This window comes from Flavobacterium sp. PS2, from assembly GCF_046250155.1.
In the GTDB taxonomy this organism is placed as follows: domain Bacteria; phylum Bacteroidota; class Bacteroidia; order Flavobacteriales; family Flavobacteriaceae; genus Flavobacterium.
This window is the reverse complement of the sequence record NZ_CP176426.1, coordinates 4952790-4972370: the sequence shown is the minus strand read 5'-3', so window position 1 is coordinate 4972370 and position 19581 is coordinate 4952790. Positions and strand designations below refer to the sequence as shown.

At 32.7% G+C, this 19581-nt stretch carries 16 protein-coding genes; 6 read left to right on the top strand and 10 right to left on the bottom strand.

Going from position 1 to position 19581, the window contains the following annotated elements; genetic code table 11:
* Nucleotides 1-229: 229 nt before the first annotated feature.
* Nucleotides 230-4192, top strand: coding sequence for a M43 family zinc metalloprotease (locus ACJ6WR_RS21545; protein ID WP_409416451.1), 3963 nt, complete (start codon nt 230-232; stop codon nt 4190-4192).
* A 99-nt stretch (nt 4193-4291) separates the two neighbouring features.
* On the opposite strand, the gene ACJ6WR_RS21540 is transcribed toward ACJ6WR_RS21545, so the two are convergent.
* The 4 genes from ACJ6WR_RS21540 to ACJ6WR_RS21525 form a co-directional block, all read right to left on the bottom strand.
* On the bottom strand, nt 4292-4891 hold the full coding sequence (locus ACJ6WR_RS21540; protein WP_409416450.1) for a hypothetical protein: 600 nt from the start codon (nt 4889-4891) through the stop codon (nt 4292-4294).
* 69 nt (nt 4892-4960) lie between these two features.
* Complete coding sequence (locus ACJ6WR_RS21535) at nt 4961-5560, bottom strand: hypothetical protein (protein ID WP_409416449.1); 600 nt, start codon at nt 5558-5560, stop codon at nt 4961-4963.
* 73 nt (nt 5561-5633) lie between these two features.
* A complete protein-coding gene (locus ACJ6WR_RS21530; RefSeq protein WP_123912161.1) occupies nt 5634-6233 on the bottom strand; it encodes a hypothetical protein in 600 nt (199 codons plus the stop codon).
* 12 nt (nt 6234-6245) lie between these two features.
* Nucleotides 6246-7652: a hypothetical protein gene (locus ACJ6WR_RS21525; protein WP_086896386.1), complete on the bottom strand. Its 1407-nt coding sequence runs from the start codon at nt 7650-7652 to the stop codon at nt 6246-6248.
* A gap of 330 nt (nt 7653-7982) precedes the next feature.
* Here ACJ6WR_RS21525 and ACJ6WR_RS21520 point away from each other — a divergent pair, with 330 nt between their 5' ends.
* Nucleotides 7983-8360: a hypothetical protein gene (locus ACJ6WR_RS21520; RefSeq protein ID WP_409416448.1), complete on the top strand. Its 378-nt coding sequence runs from the start codon at nt 7983-7985 to the stop codon at nt 8358-8360.
* 425 nt (nt 8361-8785) lie between these two features.
* Entirely contained in the window at nt 8786-9523 is a 738-nt protein-coding gene (locus ACJ6WR_RS21515; RefSeq protein ID WP_409416447.1) for a hypothetical protein, read from the top strand.
* 176 nt (nt 9524-9699) lie between these two features.
* Here the strand turns inward: ACJ6WR_RS21515 and ACJ6WR_RS21510 are convergent, their stop codons facing one another.
* From ACJ6WR_RS21510 to ACJ6WR_RS21500, 3 genes are all read right to left on the bottom strand, one after another.
* Entirely contained in the window at nt 9700-10911 is a 1212-nt protein-coding gene (locus ACJ6WR_RS21510; protein ID WP_086896376.1) for a Xaa-Pro peptidase family protein, read from the bottom strand.
* Between the two features lie 366 nt (nt 10912-11277).
* Nucleotides 11278-12345: a proline racemase family protein gene (locus tag ACJ6WR_RS21505; protein WP_409416446.1), complete on the bottom strand. Its 1068-nt coding sequence runs from the start codon at nt 12343-12345 to the stop codon at nt 11278-11280.
* On the bottom strand, nt 12338-13312 hold the full coding sequence (locus ACJ6WR_RS21500) for an ornithine cyclodeaminase family protein (protein ID WP_409416445.1): 975 nt from the start codon (nt 13310-13312) through the stop codon (nt 12338-12340). Before ACJ6WR_RS21500 ends, ACJ6WR_RS21505 begins: the two co-directional genes overlap by 8 nt.
* Nucleotides 13313-13466: 154 nt before the next feature.
* Between ACJ6WR_RS21500 and ACJ6WR_RS21495 the strand changes: the two genes are divergently transcribed.
* Nucleotides 13467-14759: a S28 family serine protease gene (locus ACJ6WR_RS21495; protein ID WP_409416444.1), complete on the top strand. Its 1293-nt coding sequence runs from the start codon at nt 13467-13469 to the stop codon at nt 14757-14759.
* Between the two features lie 193 nt (nt 14760-14952).
* Here ACJ6WR_RS21495 and ACJ6WR_RS21490 read toward each other — a convergent pair whose 3' ends face one another.
* The gene (locus ACJ6WR_RS21490; RefSeq protein WP_409416443.1) at nt 14953-17109 is read right to left on the bottom strand and encodes a TonB-dependent siderophore receptor; all 2157 of its coding nucleotides are present in this window, start codon (nt 17107-17109) and stop codon (nt 14953-14955) included.
* Nucleotides 17110-17204: 95 nt separating this feature from the next.
* Nucleotides 17205-17543, bottom strand: a complete 339-nt coding sequence (locus ACJ6WR_RS21485; RefSeq protein WP_409416442.1) for a hypothetical protein — start codon at nt 17541-17543, stop codon at nt 17205-17207.
* Between the two features lie 145 nt (nt 17544-17688).
* Between ACJ6WR_RS21485 and ACJ6WR_RS21480 the strand changes: the two genes are divergently transcribed.
* Nucleotides 17689-18123, top strand: a complete 435-nt coding sequence (locus ACJ6WR_RS21480) for an META domain-containing protein (protein WP_409416441.1) — start codon at nt 17689-17691, stop codon at nt 18121-18123.
* 283 nt (nt 18124-18406) lie between these two features.
* On the opposite strand, the gene ACJ6WR_RS21475 is transcribed toward ACJ6WR_RS21480, so the two are convergent.
* Nucleotides 18407-18760, bottom strand: a complete 354-nt coding sequence (locus tag ACJ6WR_RS21475) for a helix-turn-helix domain-containing protein (protein WP_039114399.1) — start codon at nt 18758-18760, stop codon at nt 18407-18409.
* Between the two features lie 109 nt (nt 18761-18869).
* Between ACJ6WR_RS21475 and ACJ6WR_RS21470 the strand changes: the two genes are divergently transcribed.
* A complete protein-coding gene (locus ACJ6WR_RS21470; RefSeq protein WP_409416440.1) occupies nt 18870-19502 on the top strand; it encodes an NAD(P)H-dependent oxidoreductase in 633 nt (210 codons plus the stop codon).
* Nucleotides 19503-19581 lie beyond the last annotated feature (79 nt).

The following is a 19581-nucleotide window of genomic DNA, read 5'->3' as shown; positions in this document are numbered from 1 at the left end:
ATTCTATGTATTAGATACCATCACATAGAATTACACTCAATGATAAATATTATTCAAAACAAATAATCGCAATATGAGAAATATCTATCATTTTATAAGAATAAAAATACATAATGTAATTTCTAGGTTAATTTATAGATAATTTGATATCATAAACGAATAAAATAGTACAACTACATAATTCAATATAAAAATATCTTTGGTTTCATACTAACAAATTCCTAAGATTATGAAAACAAAATTATTTTTATTTATGGCGTTCATTTTCGTTTTAAAGATAAGTGCTCAAGGATTACCTTGTCGGACTAGCGAAGAAAACGAAAAGATCTACAAACAAAATCCCCATGCATTAAAAGAAAAACTAGACTTTGATGCATTCAGCAAAAAATTCAGTGCTGAAAGAAAATCTAAAACATCCAAAAAAGTAGAAACGTCCTATGTTATACCAGTAGTGTTTCATATTTACGGTGATGTTCAAAGCGGGAAAACCATTACTTACCAAAAAATCGTAAACCACCTAAAAGAACTAAATGATGATTTTAATGGTCGTAATGCAGATTACGCAACTGTAGATCCTTTTTTTCAGGCAAGAAGAGGAACATTAAAAATTGAATTTAAACTTGCTAAAATCGACCCAAATGGAGGTTGCTCTTCTGGAGTTGTATTTCACCCTGCAAAAAATGGTTATGGTAATGGTGGCGGATACGATGACCAAATCGCTGCTGATGCATGGGATAATAAAAAGTATATGAATGTTTATATTCAGAACGATTTATATGCCGATGGAACACTTAACAATTCAGGAGTTGCCTGGTACCCAAGTACAGGTATGACTGCTAGTAATACAGCGAGAGTTGTATTTAACGGTGCTTATTTGTTTGACAACTCTTATAGTAAAGAATTTTCGGCTACATTAACACATGAGTTTGGTCATTTCCTAAATTTAATACACACTTTTGAAGGTGGTTGCACAGGTTCTGATGAAGTAGATGACACTCCTCTGGAAGATGGTAAACATACGTTGTCATGTACACAAGGAACAAATTGTAATGGTGACAGAGTAAATAATGAAAACTACATGGGTTACAATGGTGCTCAAGGTTGTTACAAAATGTATACTCAGGGTCAAATAGACAGAATGCTTGCTGCCTTAGAACATCCTGCAAGAAAAACACTTTGGCAAGAAAGTAACTTAATTGCTACGGGAGTAAATACAACAGGAGGATTATTAGCTTCAAGCACAAATTTCTTTAAAGAAGCAGTTGTTAATGATGGCTCGTTTGATACTGCTGCAACAATTACCCTTACAGGAACAGAGACATTTGCTCTAGCTTCTGGAACACTAACTTCTGGAACACATTTTACCCATACTTTTCCAGCAGGAATTACTCCAGTAATAACAGTTAATTCTAATTCTCAATTAACAGTTACTTTAACGGGAAAAGCAACAAGCCATTTAAAATCTAATAGTGCCAAAGGAACAATTACATTGTTACCAGCAGCTTTCTCAGGCGGAGCTTCGACTATGACTTGTACAGCTTTATACTATGATCTTAAATTTGCAGATCCATACGGAATTTACTTTGTAGATATGCCAGATGCAACTGCAAATGCGGCGCTTACATGGAAAGCATTTGATATCGAAAAAGGAGATGATCCATCATTTGGAGCTTGGAGATATGCAGCCAATGCATTAAAAATTGAAACCTATGCTAAAAAACTAGTATGTGAAACAGGAACCAGAAACATTTCATTACTTCATGCAAATACTCAAATAAGTGCTGCTAGTAATTTTAAAGCTCCGGGAGCATATCCTGATCAATTAGATTTACGTACTACAACATACAAAAACTGGGATGGTAAAACAGGATATGTAGGTTTTGACTTTCTGCTTGAGGGCGCAACTTGTTACGGATGGTTCAAAGTTACTGTAGATGCAGACGGAAACGGATATACAATATCTGAATATGCATATAACACACAACCAGGTTCGCCTATAACTACAGGAGTAACTGCAAAAGTTGGGGTAACATTATCACCAAGCACATTATATGAATCTGATAATAATGATGGTGCAGTTCCTACAAATGCAGTAATTACATTATCTACCAATAACGGAACTTTTACCAAAAGTTCAGGAGCATTAATTGTAGGTACCGATTATACAATTACAGGAGTACCAGCAGGATTAACTGCAACTTTAACATTAGAGAATAACACTAAAGCTGTACTTGCTTTAACAGGAAAAGCAACTTCTCACTTACCTAATAATAATTCTTCGGTAGTAGTTACATTTAAGGATGCAGCAATAACTGGCGGAATTACAACACTAGATAATGCATCTAAAACAATAAAAGTAGAATTTGAAGCTCCTTTTGGAATCTATTATGTAGACAATCCAGACTATGTAGCTTCACCAGCAGCAAACTGGCAATGGTTTAGCTTAATTATCGGTGATAATACCGAATATGGGGCATGGCAATTTGCAGCAAATGCATTAAAAATAGAAACTTATGGTAAAAGATTAGTTTGCGAACCAGGAACAAGAAATATCACTAAAGTTCCTGCAGGTGGTACTATAGGAGCATCAAGTAATTTTACAGCTCCGGGAGCATATCCTAATCAATTAGATTTACGTACGGCAACATACAATACTTGGGATAACGAAACTGGTTATGTAGGTTTTGAATACACTAATAGAGGAAGAATATGTTACGGATGGATGAAAGTAAAAGTAACTGCAAGCGGAGACGGATATACCGTTACTAATTTTGCTTACAATACTAAACCAAACGAATCTATAACAACCCCAATTATCAATGCGCCTAGCAATTTGGCAGGAACAGTAAATGTAACAGCACTTTCGGTTGCATTAACATGGGTAGATAACTCAGATAATGAAACAGGATTCACATTAGAAAGAGCTGAAGGAACTGGTGCATATAGCGTTATTAAAACTTTTGCTCCAAACATAACTTCTTATACAGATACAGGATTAACAAAAGGAAACGCTTATTCTTATAGAATAAAAGCAAATATGAATGCTACAAATTCTGATTACTCGAATGTGGCAACAGTAACAATCGAAGATTCTAATCCGAACCCAACATTGGCTAAGCCAATAATTAATGAAGGAGATACAGGAATTTATGCTGCAGGTTTTTATGTAACATGGGGATTAATCAATGGTGCAATTAGTTATGACATTCAGGTATATAATGAAACTGACGGATGGGTTGACCAAGGAACATCAACTGCTCATTTCTTATATATTAATAAAAAAGGAACACAAACAAGTTATAGAGTAAGAATGAGAGCTGTAAATGCAACAGGTACAAGTGACTGGAGTACTCCTAGAGACTTTACACTTCCTGGAGCTTTAGTAGCGCCATCTAATCTTGCTGCAATAGCAAATGCAGCTACTCTTGAAGTTGATTTAACATGGGATGATAATGCAGACATCGAAACTGGATTCTCTATAGAAAGAGCTTTAGGAAACGGAGCATATAGCGTAATTGCAACTCTTAGTGCCGACGAAACTTCATATACAGATACAGGATTAACTGCAGGAAGTACTTACTCTTATAAAGTAAGAGCTAGCGAGAATACGACTTATTCTACTTATTCTAATATTGCAACAGTAACTATCGATGATGCAAACCCAGCGCTACCAATTCCTGTATTTTACGATCCATCTAATGGAACTTACCCTTACGGATTTTACGCTACATGGGCATTAATTAATGGTGCTACTAGTTATGAAATTCAATTATATAATGCAGTAACAGGATGGGCAGATTTTGCAACCTCTACATCTTATAGTCAATATATTGAGAAACAAGGAGAAGAGAGAAATTACAAAATAAGAATAAGAGCTGTATACGCAAATGGAGCAAGTGATTGGAGCGCTCCTATGGACGTTACCCTTCCTCCTACGCTTGGAATTAATGAATTTGAAAACGATAAATCATTTACAATTTCTCCTAATCCAGCTTCAGATGTTGTAAACTTCTCACTTAAGAATATAGAATCAACTAATCTGGTAATTACAATTTACAACAACAATGGAGCGCTTATAGATACAGTTCGTAATACAACTACTTATCATGTGAACCACTTACCAACAGGTATATATTATGTAGTAATTACAGATGGTACACTTAAGCAAAGTAAAAAACTGGTAATAAAATAAACGATTCCTAATTTTTATAATAATACTCATAAACCTAAACCGCCGAAAAGAATATCTTTTGGCGGTTTTGCTTTTTATAATTAGAATCTAGAACAGCATCTAATTAAACCAATCTGGATATGCCTCATGAGTTTGTATCCATTTTCCATTTTTCTTCTCCATTACTACAACAAAAGTGCTTCCTCCGCCTATCATGCTAGATTTAGTCGTCACAAAAACCAAATATTTTTTTTTATGGTAATAAATTGGATCTGAAAAAAAATACATTTCATAATTGGTATCATTACGCATATCTAAATACTTATTAAGTAAATCAGTCTGTGTTTTATAATGCTCAATAATGATTCTTTTATGTCTAAAGTCTTCTTTTGTCCAAAATTCATTTTCCAATAGATATCCTTGTTCGGGCAATTGGATACGTCCATACTTTTTCTTCATTACTTCCCAATCTTTTTCTTTAAAGAAAGTTTTATCATATCGCTTCACTCCTTTAGCATCTACAGAACTTATTTGGTTCGCTTTTAGAACCTCTAGTGTAATATTTGAACTTTTTTTCTGTTTTATAACAATAACTTCTTTGGTTGAATCTTTTACAATGGTTTCAAAATAATTGTTCAAAGCATTGTATTTATCCTTAGTCGAGGAACAACCTGATACAAAAATTGAGATAGTTACGATACAAATAATATGGTTTTTCATCTTTCACATCTTTTAAAACAATCCAGATTCCTATTTAATAAGAATCTGGACTATTATTGTAATAAGCATTTAATTAAACCAGTCTGGATATCCTATATGTGTCTGTACCCATTTTCCGTGTTTCTTCTCCATTATTACAACATGAGAGTTTCCACCACCTTCCAAACGAGACTGAACTGCAGTAAAAATTAAATACTTCCTTTTGTGATAATAGATAGGATCTGAGAAAAAGTATACTTCAAAATTAAGACTATTATCAAAATTCATGTATTTAATAAGCAAATCATTTTGTGTTTTATAATGCTCAAAAATAATTTTTTTGTGCCTAAAGTCTTCTTTTGTCCAAAATTCATTTTCCAATAGATATCCTTGTTCGGGCAATTGGATACGTCCATACTTCTTTTTCATTGCTTTCCAATCTTTTTCTTTATAAAAAGTAGTATCCGCTTGTGTAACACCATTAACATTTATATAACTTATTTTATTTCCTTTTAGCACTTCAAGTGTGATATTTGGACTATATTTTCGCTTTATAACAATAACTTCTTTGGTAGAATCTTTTACAATGGTTTCAAAATAATTGTTCAAAGCATTGTATTTATCCTTAGTAGAGGAACAACCTGATACAAAAATTGAGATAGTTACAATACAAATAATATATTTTTTCATCTTTTACATCTTTTAAAACAATCCAGATTCCAATTGAATAAATAAGAATCTGGACTATTATTGCAATAAGCATCTAATTAAACCAACTGGGGTATGCTTCGTAGGTTTGTATCCATTTTCCACTTTTCTTCTCCATTATTACAGCAAAAGTGCTTCCTCCGCCTATCATGCTAGATTTAGTTGCCACAAAAACCAAATATTTTTTTTTATGGTAATAAATTGGATCTGAAAAAAAATACATTTCATAATTAGTATCATTACGCATATCTAAATACTTATTAAGTAAATCATTTTGTGTTTTATAATACTCAATAATGATTCTTTTATGTCTAAAATCATCTTTTGTCCAAAATTCATCTTCTAATGAATTTCCTTGCTCGGGCAATTGGATACGTCCATACTTTTTTTTCATTGCATCCCAATCTTTTTCTTTAAAGAAAGTTTTATCAACTCGCTTTACTCCTTTAGCATCTATAGCATTTATTTGATTTGTTTTTAATACGTCGAGTATAAGATTTGGGTTGTCTTTCTGTTTTATAACAATAACTTCTTTCATAGAATCTGTTACAACAGTTTCAAAATAATTGTTCAAAGCATTGTATTTATCCTTAGTAGAGGAACAGCTAGATACAAAAAGAGCGATAAGGTTAATGCAAATAATATAGTTTTTCATTTTTTAGATATTTTACTTACACGGTATTCCTCTTGGAGATTGGGCATTTGGCGTTCCTTCTCCCACAGGACGCCCCGATTGTTCTGCACGCACTCTATTATAAATTCTATTATAATCATTGCTTCCTACAGGAAATTTAGCTTTAAATGTTGGCGTTTCCATTAATCCACCCCATACTAGGTCTTTGTAAACTTGTAAATCAACATCAAAAATATTATAAGGAGGATTGTTTAATTGGTACCCGTAAATTGCACTTGCTATTGTATTGACTGTAGAAACCGCCATTGCCTCATGCTGTGCAGCAACAGTCATGTTAGGATCATGCGGGAATTTAGTAATATAAAACTCAAATAACGTGGGATAATCTTCAAAAGGGGCATTTGTTGGATAAGTATTATAATTATCTACAACACTTAAAAGATAGGCATGAACCAATTCATGTACAATGGCTGTAGCTTTGTATAAAGTAGTAGCTCCCTCATAATCTTGACTAATGGTAATTGTATAATCGTTTTTTCCATTTCTGTTTGTTTCGGCATAGTTACTAGATTTTTTTAGTGTCCCCATTACCATTTCTACATTATATTCACTTTCTGCTCCTAGACTTGTTAGCATCTTTGCTAAATCCCCTTTTGCTTCTTTTTTTAATTCCTCAAAAATTTCTTTAGGACAATCATCTAGATTTGTTACACCGATACGATTTATAACAATTTGCGCTGCAGATCGAGGTTGTCCATTACTATTGCCTCCGTAGTCATCTCCTCCTGCAGAAGCACCACCTCCATCATCACCTAATCCACTACCTCCCCAGTCATCACAAAAAAGTACTGAAACAAAACGACTACTACCGTCACTATACATTTCGTAAATTCCTATGCAAATCGCATCTTCCATATTTGTTTTACTAGTTTTTGAAGTAGCAGATTTCTTTTTAACAGAACTAAAATAATTAATTTTACTTTGAGAACCTAAGGTTGTTACAAATCCTTCAAAATTTGTTTTAACGTTATAGAAATTAAAATTCTTATCATTAACGTCAAACTTATCACTTTCGGCTGCAATTACAATATGTGATAGTTTATATACCCCTTTTTCATTTGGAGTAAACATCAACCTATTGTATGTTTTTAGTGGTTGACTTTCACTTGTTACTACAACATTATCTTTTAAAACAATTGGTATTTCTATAACAGTACCTTTTACTCCATCTGTTATAATAGCAGCACTCCAACTAATTTCTTTGGTGTGTTTTAGGATAGTCAATTCTGGATTATTATCATCAAACCAGTTTTTAGCCTCAATGACTTTGGCATCCAAGATTGGTTCCTCCCTTCCAATTTCTTCATTCGTACAATTTGTCACAAACACAACGGAGACAAAAACAAATAGAACTTTTGATATTTTTCTAAATTTTATCATAATAAAACAATTTATTAGTTAATAATTCCTTAAAATATTAATTATAAAATTATAGATATTCAACCCAAGAAAAGCTACTAAAAGTTTTAAAAATAATAGAATAAGACACATTAATTAGCTCTAATACATCGAGTAACTTAATAAAGAAACTTATAACACTCAATTTAAAATTAAACACTAATTCATCAAAAAATATATTTTAAGTAATAAATCAAGATAAATAAGATATAAATGCAAATAGACACTTTCTCAAATACACAAAAACACTGTTCAATCAAGTGAGTAAGCTTAATATAATTATAACTTTGTGTGATTAATTTGAGAAATGACATGAGAAAACAATATAACTTACGCCCAAGCAAAGATGGTTTAAGAGCTTGGGATGTACATCGATTAATAGAACTATCTAAAAACTTCCCTGTTAAACGTGTTTTATTGAGCGAAATTAGTGAAGTAAATGAAACATACTGGTTTCAAGATCCAAGCCAATTACCTACTTGTACAGCTATTCTGGAGCATATAAAACTCATGGAAGAAGCTAGTTTAGACTACCCAATTATTTTATGTGCCAATGGACGCTTGATGGATGGAATGCATCGCGTAATGAAAGCACTACAACAAGGTCATACCGACATTAAAGTAGTACAGTTTGAAACCACACCCGAACCCGACTTTATAGGTATTCCAGCAGACGAATTGCCATATTAAAAATTTAAAACCTTTGTTCTTTTACTTATTTAATCATTAACAATAAAAGCTAAAGAAGGAGCTATTTCCTGCTATATACTCTATCTTTTATGGCGAACCCCGCCACAAAAGGATGCCGTTCCTATCAGGGCTAAAAGAATAAAAAAACATCAAAATAATTTATTGGTCTCAGATATAGTTTAAAACTATCCACTTTAGTGCATTTCGCTTTAGCTTCTAAAAAATATTTTAGCCACAAATTGCACAAATTTTCACAAATTAATTAGCGCTAATTTGTGTAATTTGCGGTTAATAAATAAGTATTGTAACCTAGCAGACTTTCAAATCTATGAACTTTTAGTCCATAGTGGTTTAATTAAATAAAAAACAAACAACAACACTTTTTTATAGATAATTTCGCAAACAAACTAAAAAAATATTCTAATATGAAATACATATTGACCTTATTAATCACGCTGCTTTCATATAATATGCATTCACAAAATATTATTGGCGAATATTGGCGTATTAGCGAAATTATTGGACAAGACACAAATTACACTCAAGAATATGTTTTACAAAAAATGGATAAAGATGATAAACCTTATTCAATGTATGGAAATAGAATATTCTTTGAAAAGAACAACACATTTAAATGTAGTTATTCTGCTACGTGCGGAAATGATTGTTTTCCATCGTCAGTAGGTACATACAAACTCATAGACAACAAACATATCGAGATAGATATAAATGAATTTTCGCAAACAGGAGATTGTGAGCAAAAAAAGATTGCACTAAATCTTAAACTAAAATATTATATATCGCAAAAGACAGATAAAATAATTAAACTCATTAAGAGTGACGGAAATATATTTCAGGATAATCTAAATGAAAAATACTCTTTAATGCTTGACAATTATAGAGAAGAAGTAAAAAACGGAAGCTTCGATTTGCTTAATTTTAAAACAAACCAAAAAGACAATTTCCTACGAGTAAATGCATATATAAAGAATAAAACTAAAATTAAAAACTATAAAATTCTCTATACCAAAAAATTAGATGGCACTTTTCTAATAAATTTAGTTCAAAATGAAGACACAGAGAATGATTATTTTTATATTATAAATGCTTTTGTAGACAATTTCGAATACAACGTTGGATATTATAAACTCAAAAAGAAGTAAAAACTACTTCTTTTTGAGTTTATAATCCTAACAGGTTTCAAAAACCTGTTAGGTATTAAATTGTGCTAAACAATCTCTAAAAGGTCAAGAAAAGACCTTACAGGATAACATATTTAACCTTTAAATCTGCATCATCTGCGAAACTTTAAACTTTAAACTTTAAACTTTAAACTAGTTTAATATCCAAAAGGATTATCTACACTATCCATTGGCTCAGTAAACCACTTAGGACCATTTGCAGTCATATAAAAATGATCTTCATGGCGAATACCAAATTTCCCAGGAATACAAATCATTGGTTCATTACTTACAACCATTCCTTCTTCAAGTTCTATTTCGCTACCTCTTACCAAATAAGGATATTCGTGAATGTCTAAACCAGTCCCATGCCCTACTCGATGAGGTAATCCTGGTAAATTATAATCAGAACTTAATCCCGCTTCCGCTAAAGTTTTTCTGGCAGCATCATCTACAGAACCGCAAGTAGCACCTATTTTGGCAGCTACAAAAGCAGCGTGTTGTGTTGCCTTTTCCAGATTCCAAATAGTTTTATACTCTTCAGATGCTGTTCCATAAGCATACGATCTTGTAATATCCGAAATGTATCCTTCTAATTTACAACCTGTATCGATAATAACTGCTCCATTATCTTTTAAATCCTGAGGAACAGATACACCGTGAGGATATTGTGTATCATCGGCAAACAATACAATACAAAAATACGATCCCGAAGGTATACCCGCTTTTATATGCGCTGCATTAATAAAACTAGTAACCTCATTAGCGCTAATTCCTGGGCGTAATATCTTGGCAGCAGCACGTTGCACAACCATTGTAATATCTTTGGCTCTTTGGATAATAGCAATTTCATTTGCCGATTTTTGCATTCTGCAACCCGAAGTAATTGGCAAAGCATTTATAATCGTATAAGATTGATTCGTTTTAGTAACACCATCAACCAAGAAATATGGAGCCGACTCATCTAAAGCAATAGTTTCGCCAACTATGTTTTTATTCTTTAATAATTCACCCATTAAAGCATACGGAGATTCATGCTCTTCCCAACAGTTGATTTTTCCGTTTATTTCCATATACTTTTTAAAAGTACCTTCTTCAAACTTAGGGACAATATAATCTAGTGTTCCGTCATCGTATAGTAAAGCGCCAACCATTCTTTCAGATGGATTCCATTTTGTACCAGTAAAATAATAAAGGTTCGTTCCGGCGTTAACATAAGTCGCCTTTACCTTTACCTCTTTCATAATAGCAACTGCTTTTTTAATCCTGCCTAAATATTCCTCTGACTGAATTGGCTTTACATCCAAAGTCATATTTTCAATTTTTTCTAACTCAATAGCTGCGTTCGAGCCTCCTATTCCAATTGCCATTTATTAAATTTTTAAGTTATTTTATTTATCTAAAACCGTTAAGGTATATTATTTATATGTAGCGCAAAAATTAACCACAAGGTTGACACAAAGTTCGTAAAGTTTTTAAAATCTTTCTAATCATGAGGAAAATTTAACCGCAAAGTCCACAAAGATTTACGCAAAGCTCGCAAAGTTTATCCTCAATATTGTCTTTCTGAGGAACGAAGAATCTCCACAAAAAACTCCGCAATCTTTATCGAGCTACTCGCGGAGACCCTTCCTGCGTCAGGATGACAAGTTTGCGGGTATTCGCACACATTCTCAGAACCTTAGTATCTTAGCGCCTCAGAACCTCTGCCTCTCTGAACCTTTGCCTCTCTGAACCTACCTAAGTATAAACCCATTTTTCATAGGGTCTTTTGGATCGATGATAAAAGTATTTACGCCTGTTACAAAAGCAGTTCCTTGTACTTGCGGAATCACTGCCTGAAACGGACCAAAATCTTTTTCCTCAACAAGCGAACCTTTAAAAGTACTTCCTGTAATACTTTCTATCGTAATAGATTCATTCGGTTTTATGGCATTTCTAGCATTTTCAATGGCAATTCTGCCTGAAACACCCGATCCTGTTGGAGAACGATCTACTTCGCCATCGGCAAAAACACAAACATTCCTGCTATGATTAGCAATATCCTGTGGTTCATCTATAAAAATTGTTCCATAAAGAAAACTCAAATCATCTTCAAAAGGATGCAAAACTTCTTTATCCTGATTCATTACCGCATGTTTTATATCCATTCCACTCTGAATAATGGTACGATAATCTTCTTCGGTTAAACCGAAATTTAAATGTGTATTTTTTCTCAAATCTACATAAGCATAAAATGCACCGCCATAAGCCAAATCATAAACAACATTTCCTATCCCGGGAACATCTACAATACGATCCAATCCTACAACAAAACTAGGCACACAATGAAAACGTACTCCAGTAACTTCTCCGTTTTTAATCGTAACATAAGAGAATATTCTACCACAAGGAGCATCTATTTTCAGTTCATTTTCGCCTTCTATTACAGTAATCCAGTTCATTTTTGCGGCAAGCGTGCTTATCGCAATAATAGCATGACCACACATACTACTATATCCCTCGTTATGCATAAACAAAATTCCAAAATCGGCATCATCATCATTTGGCGGAAGCAAAATACAACCGTACATATCAGCATGACCACGTGGTTCAAACATTAATGAAGTTCTTAAATAATCGTAATTCTCTTTAATATCTCTACGATATTCCAATACACTATTTCCTTTAAGCTCAGGAAAACCCGAAACAATAACACGCAATGGTTCGCCACCAGTATGCATGTCAATCGTTTTTATTTGTAATGCATTCGATACTATTTTATATTCTGTATTACTACAAATATTACTATATGTTTTAGACATTTATCTCTGATTTTAAATTAAACTCTTTATAAAAATAAGCTGCAGCAACAAGGTCTTCTAAAGCATGACCAACCGACTTAAAGAAAGTGATTTCAGTATCAGATGTTCTACCTTGTTTTTTATTGCTACATAATTCAAATAAATCTGCTTTAATAGATTCTCTTGTAATAATCCCATTGGTTAACGGAATTAAAATATCGCCACTTTCCTTTAATCCACCCTGATAAGTATCAAGAAACACACTCGATTTTAAGATTGCTTCATCATCGGCTTCACGCATATCCTTTTTATATGCACCAACCAGATCCAGATGTTGCCCTGCTTTAAGCCATTTACCAAACACAAGCGGAATAGGCGACAATGTTGCCGAAGAAATTATATCAACTTGCGATATCACTTCTTCGATTGTAGAAACAGCTGTACAAGTAAACGGAAAACCTTTTAGAGCGTCACAAACCATTTGTGCTTTTTCTATTGTTCTTCCCCACACATATACTTGTGTTATAGGACGAACACTGGCATGAGCCTGAATTAAATTAATTGCCAAAGCACCAGTTCCTATCATAAGCATAGACGAGGCATCCTTGCGAGAAAGATAACTACTTGCCAATGCCGATGTTGCTGCTGTTCTTTTACCTGTTAAGGATTTAGCATCCAGAATTGCTTTGATATTCCCTTTATGTCCATCTAGATAAATGTATGTTCCTTGTATAGAAGGCAAATCATACTTACCATTATTAGGGCTTACGGTAACGATTTTTACTCCTAAATCTTTCCCAGGCTGAAATGCGGGCATTAATAATAATGTAGAATCTTTGTTTTCCTCAGGGTTAGAAAAATCATGGTGATGCCGAAGAGGTACTTCAATTTTTTCTGTCGAAAATCCATCACGAAGTCCTTCGATTAATTTTTTAAAATCACAATTTTCTTCAATAAAATTGTCTGAAATAAGTTGAATAGGTTCCATATTTAAAGTTGAAATTTCATTAAAAATAGCAGATTATTTTTTCCAAATCCAATTTTACAAAGAACTAGTTAACATAAGACAACTTAAGGTTAATATAGTATAAATTGATTAGTTTTGAAGACTATATTTTTATAAAAAAATCAATTTAAAAATAATGAAAAAGTTAAAACACATTTTATTACTTCTGGTTGTTTCCCTTACTTCATACTTGAGTTTTGCTCAAACAGAAACTGCCGTTAAAACCGATTTAGAGAATAAATTATCCCAATTATTTCCTGGTGTTGAAATTACCAAAATGAAAGATTTAGAAGGTTTTAAAGAATCGTATCAATTGGTACTTAATGAACCATTAGATCATAAGAATCCTAAAAAGGGAACCTTTAAACATTATATCTATTTATCGCATATAGATTTTAATAGTCCGATGGTAATCGAAACCGAAGGATATGCAGCTCGATACACAAAAACCGAATTAAGTTCTTTATTAAATGCCAATCAGGTTATTGTAGAATATCGTTTTTATGGAAAATCCAGACCAAACCCAATTCCTTGGGAATACCTGACAAATGATCAAGCCATTGCCGATTATCATAACATTGTTACTAAACTAAAACAATTGTACACAGGAAAATGGATTTCGACAGGAATTAGCAAAGGCGGAGAAACTACCTTAATTTACAAGTCTAAATACCCAAAAGATATTGATGTTGCAGTTCCTTATGTAGCACCATTAATTAATACACAAGAAGATCCAAGAATACAACAACATTTAGCAACTGTAGGTACAGCAGAATGTCGCGAGAAAATAGTTGAATTTCAGCGTGCATTACTTCAAAATAGAACTGCACTTCTTAACGAAATAAAACTATATGCAGCAGAAAAGGAAATGACTTTTACAGAAGTTTCTATGGATGAAGCATTAGAATATGCTGCTCTCGAATTTCCTTTTTCTTTCTGGCAATGGGGAGGAAAATGCGAAGACATTCCGAGTAAAAATGCATCTTCAAAAGAATTATTTGATTACATGAATAAAATCGTTGGAATTAGTTTTTACTGTGATAAAACCTTCGATGAGTTATTACCATCTTATTACCAACACATGAGCGAATTGGGTTATTATGGTTTTGATTTTACTCCAGTAAAAGATTTACTGACTGCTGTAAAAAGCACTTCAAATTCTCGATTTGCACCTAAAGATGTCCAAATAACCTACAACCCAAAATACATCAAAAAAGTTAGAGAATACGTAGAAAATAAAGGTTCAAAAATACTTTATATCTATGGAGGTTATGATACTTGGGGAGCTTGCTCGCCTACTCCAAACCCTAGCCTTGATGCGCTAAAAATGGTTAATCCGGGAGGAAGTCATGCAACAAGAATAAAAAATTTCCCAGAACAAGATCAGGAAAAAATAATGAAGACTTTAGAAAAGTGGTTAACCCAATAGATCTATAAAAAAAGAGAAAAGCAAAATGATTTTACCGCAAAGAACACCAAGATTTACGCAAAGTTCGCAAAGCTTAATGATTAAGCTTTGCGAACTCTGCGATTTTTCCTTGCGCTCTTTGCGGTTAAATTTTATTCTTAATGTAATCTAGATTCATTTATGTACTACATTTTCTTCTGTAAATCCTTAATATCTAAAATACAAAACCAAGATTAAGACGAATATTTTGAGGTGTTCCAGCAAACAAAGATGTTGTTCCGTATGCGCCTGGAAAATATAGTTTATCGGTAATATTATTGGCAGTTACACCAACAATATAATTTTTGTATCTGTAATTTGCCGACATATCGATATAAGAAAAAGCAGGTAATAAAATAGAATCAGCGCGGTAACTACCTCCTAAAGTATTTCCTTGAAACCTAATTCCTGCACCTAATTTTAAATTCTTTAATATTGTTTCGGTAAAATTGTATTCCAACCAAACATTACCAACATATTTAGGAGCATTCAAAGGTCTGTCGCCTACATTTCCTATCGATGTTTTTCCTAGATATTTAACCTCATTATAAGAGTAACTTCCCATCACTGACCAGTTTTGAGAAATAATACCTTGTACCGAAACTTCAATTCCTTTACTGTTTAAACCCGGAATTGCCATTCTTCTTTTCTTGTTTGGATCACTCGGATCAGCCACAAGTAAGTTTACATAATCTATATCATATAAAGCCAGCGTAGTACTTAGTCTATTCGAAAAAAAGTCACCTTTATAACCTATCTCATATTGTTTTCCTTTTTTTGGCGGAAATGGTCCACCAGCACCAACATTATTATTGGTTTGTGGTTCAAATGATTCTGTATAAGATGCATATAGAGATATATTCTTTTTAAGTTCATAAACCACTCCTACTCGTGGAATCCATGCATTAGCATCTGAAGTTATTTCTACTCCCGTAGCATCAAGTTCATCTACAGGCTTTTGTTTGTAACGATATTCATTATAGCGCATTGCCAAGTTTAATTTCCATTTTTCTCCTATCGAAATTTGATCCTGAATAAACCCTGCATAGTTATTCGTAACCTTAGTATTATTATCCATTCCCTCATCTCCTAGCGGTACATTTGGATCATTAATAACAATTGCATCTTGCGAATAATCTGGATTATCAATGCTTAACGACGGATATACTTTGCTTATATATAGATTTTTTAAAACACGATCCTGAATAATATCTGCGCCAACTATCAGTTCATGTGATATAAATTTAGAAGTCTTAAAGTTATATTTCAAAAATGCCGTATTAGCAATCCATTGCGTATTATATTTCCATGTAGTTCCTTCTCTCGGAATACTATCTTGTGTAGCATTTAATGGTCCAAATCCATAAACATCAAGCATATCCAAATTTCTTTTTACATATCGACTCATTAATGTAAAGCTAAGCTTATCGCTAAATTTATGTTTAAAAGTTAGCGAAGCCGAAGAGTTTTTATCTTTCCCAAACGAAGGATTTCCTTGCGTAGTAAAATTTGGATCAACATTATCAAAATCATAGCTTCCATCGTCTTTTTTCTTAATATATGTCCCTCTGTCATATTGAAAACGCGAATTCATAGTTAGGTATGTATAATCAAGATTTAAAGATGTTTTATCCGAGAAATCATATTGCAAAGTTGGCGTAATAAGCAAGTTTTTCATGTATTGAAAATTTCTATAACTATCGCTATTCTCTCCTCCTACAACCAATCTGTATTTTAATTTTTTATCTTTAGTTAATGGTCCCGTAGCATCGGCAAATCCTGTAAATAAATTCCAACTTCCGGTAGTAAAATTAACCTCATATCTTGCTTTATCCAGAGGTTGTTTGGTCGTTAAACTAATAACTCCTCCTGGATTTCCTACAGAATACATTACAGAGGCTGGTCCTCGCATTATTTCGATTTGATCGAGATTATATAATAATACTTTCTGGCTATAATGATATAGAGTACCTCGCATCCCATTGGTCAATAAATAAGAATCTCCATAATTATTAAAACCTCTCATAGAAAATGAGCTATAAGGCGTTGTATTAGCAACTCCTACCATATTTTTGGCAACCTCATTAAGATTTAAACTTCCTTGATCTTGCCAAATACCTTTGGAGATTACCTGTATAGATTGTGGTATATCTATAAGCTTTGTCGCAGTACGTGTTGCAATAGAAGAGATTGTATCGTTGTACCGCTTTTCTTTTTTTCCGTAAATAGTAATATTATCTAGTTCTTCAGTTTTGGCGTTGTCTTTTGTAGTTTTGTGCTGTGCAAAAGCAACTTGCCCCAATATTAAAAGGGCAAAAAGTATATTTTTCATTTAGTTTTATATAAATTTTAAATAATAACAAGTATTCCATTGGCAAAAAGCCATGAAAATTCATTTCAATACCGATTGAAAATTGAAATTAGATTTTATATAAAATAAGCTGGAGGTCGAAATGTTACTATAGAAACCGAGATAGGTTTCTTTGCAAAATGAAAAAAAGAAGTTAAATGATTCTCTTTATATTTTTTATCAAAGATATCATCGCTACTAAAATTTTGAATGAAAACAAGTTCTTGCTTTTCTTTTAGATGGTTTTGCATCTCTTTTTCATTAGCATCAAGCTTTAATAAGTTTTTTTTAAGCTCACACTTTCCATTACAAGAATTGAATTCTACTTTTCTTTGTACACAAATAGTTTTAGCAATTTTATCTTGGTTAATTTTAAACATCGCATAAACCAATACATTCCCAAAAGATGGAAACATTAGTATAGATGAAAGTAATATGATAAAAAACTGCTTCAGACTTGTTTATTTTCAGCAAAAGTAACGTATCTATCCAAAAATAATCATGCTTTTTTAATAAAACTCGATTAAAAACCTTTAAATTTATGTTCTAAAATCTTATTTTATGAAAAACTACGTACTACTTTTCGTTACTGTTTTAACACTCTCTTTTAACTCATGTACAACGATGAAAGACACTACAAAAACTGCAGATCTTTACAATACCTCTTGGGAACTAGAATATATTTCTGGTCCACGTATAGCATTTGAAGGTTTATATCCTGATAAAAAACCTTTTCTTAAATTTGATGAAGCTACAAAACAAGCATCTGGAAATGCAGGATGTAATGGATTTAGTGCTCCATTTACATTAAAAGGAAAAACACTAACATTTGGAGAACAAGGGCCAACAACTATGATGTTTTGTGAAGGTGGTGGAGAACAAACTTTCTTGCAAATGATTAAAAAAATCAATGCCTACTCTATTGATAAAGATGGTAAACTTAATTTATTACTAAATGACGTCCCGATGATGAGATTTAAAAAAGTAACTAAATAATCTTAGCATATAAAAACAAAATCCCTCAATATAGAGGGATTTTTTGTTTTTAAGATTCTAAGTTACTGAGGTTCTGAGCTACAAAGGTTCAAAGGGAAAAAATTTTGCGGTCAAATCTTTTGCCACTCACGAAGCTTCGGGATAAGAGGATTAAATAGATTCCGAACTTTGCGAACATAGCGTAACCCTTTGCGAACTTTGCGGTTAAACCCCTACTACATTATATTGAGAGTATATACTATCCTGAAATTTCGGGACTGAAACTAAAAACTGAAACTGAATACTATTTTTCCATTATTCTCTGGCGATGTTTAATACCCCAATCTGCGATTACTTTGGTAACATCTTTGAGCGTTGCACCATATTCTGTAATTTCATATTCTACCATTATAGGCTGAGTGCTTAAAACTGTTCTGGTTATAAGAAGATTTACTTCTAACTCTTTTAAATCTCTACTAAGCATCTTACCCGAAATACCTTTAATCTCTTTTAATAAGTCCGAATAACGCATTTTTTTATAGCATAAACAGGCAATAATCGATATTTTCCACTTCCCGTTTAATATATCCACCACATCCTGAATGGCCATTACTGTGCTATAGCACTGTTTTAATCGAATATCATTTTCTGTTTCCATACCATGTTACTTGGTTACTCATTTGTCACTATTACTTTTCGTTACAAAGTTACAAAAAGTAACAAGCTTTTATCTAGATTTGTATTTCCTAATTAAAAATAATTAAAAGATGAATTTAATAGACACATTAAAGTGGCGATATGCTACTAAAAAAATGAACGGTAATAAAGTACCGCAAGAAAAATTGGATTATATACTGGAAGCTGCCAGACTTGCTCCATCTTCTTCGGGATTACAACCATATAAAATTTTTGTAATTAGTAATCCAGATTTATTAGAAAAAATTAAAGCTATTAGTTGGAACCAAAGTCAGATTACAGATTGTTCGCATTTATTAGTTTTCGCAGCTTGGGATGGTTATTCGCTTGATAGAATTACTGCTGTATTTAACAAAACTCTTGCCGAGAGAGGTTTGCCAGCTGATACAATGGATGATTACAAGAAAACACTTTGGGGACTTTACGAACCTCTTTCTACAGAGTGGCACGCAAATCACGCGGCTCGTCAGGCTTATATCTCTATGGGAGTTGCAATTGTAGCTGCTGCTGAGCAAAAAGTAGACGCTACACCAATGGAAGGTTTTATTCCTGCAGAAATGGATAAACTTTTAGGTTTAGAAGAGCAAGGTTTAAAAAGTGCGTTATTGTTGCCTCTTGGTTACAGAGATGAAGCTAATGACTGGCTAGTTAACATGAAAAAAGTAAGAACTCCAATGGAAGAGTTTGTTACTGAAATTAAATAAAATATTTGAGGTACAAAGGTTCTGAGATTCAAAGGTTCAAAGGGAAAAATTTTGCGGTCAAATTTTTGCCACAGATTAA